The following is a 734-nucleotide window of genomic DNA, read 5'->3' as shown; positions in this document are numbered from 1 at the left end:
GCGCGAAGGGCACGGTATCCTTCGCGAGGTAGCCCTGCGTGTTGGCGTTCGCCACGTTGCCGGCGATCGCCGCCTGGCGCACCGACAGGTAGCGGGTGTGCAGCGAGGCGAGATCGAACAGGTAGATCCCCGTCACGCGAACCCCTCCATGCCCGTCACTCCATCCCGTCCCGAAACGACCCGACGCCCGGGCCCTGCCGCGTAACGGCGGGTTTAGGAGCGCAACCTTGTCCGAGGCTGGCGAACCTTGCGGGAATGCGGGCGGGGACTTCCGCCGGGCGCAAGCCACCCCGACACCCAGGCGCTGCCGGGCGGGCGCCGGCACCGGATGGCGGGCACCGGGGAGGGCCGTCGAGATCTTCGTGCCCTGTGAGAGACCCTAAGGAGAGCCGCGGCTTGCCTCGACGTCTCACGAACTGGACTGGCCGTCCCGAAGATCAGGTCGCCGGCTTCCGCAATCCAGACCCCGTTGCACGACTCGATCTCGACGCACGTACGGACCTGCCCCTGAAGGCCCGGGGCGTCTTCGATCCAGGCCGCGTTATCGCTTCAAGCTGAGCCTCTGCGAGTGCCTCATCGACGGCGGAGACTGGCTCGTCCTCGCGGACCCCGCCGCCGCGCGCGACGAGGCCCGCCGGCTCGCCGGGACGCTTCTCGTTTTAGTGGATCCGAGCGTGGCGTGGACGGACGGCGTGCTGGTGGTCGAGTGCAGCGAGGTCGGCGACCCCATCCTG

General features: G+C 69.8%; 1 protein-coding gene. It reads right to left on the bottom strand.

The window, feature by feature from the left end; genetic code table 11:
- A partial coding sequence (locus QR78_RS36365; protein WP_048431496.1) for a flagellar basal body protein occupies positions 1 to 136 on the bottom strand: 136 nt, incomplete at its 3' end.
- Positions 137 to 734: the final 598 nt, after the last annotated feature.

This window comes from Methylobacterium indicum, assembly GCF_001043895.1.
Classification (GTDB): Bacteria; Pseudomonadota; Alphaproteobacteria; order Rhizobiales; family Beijerinckiaceae; genus Methylobacterium; species Methylobacterium indicum.
The sequence above is the reverse complement of the archived record's forward strand: the minus strand, read 5'-3'. Positions and strand labels throughout refer to the sequence as shown.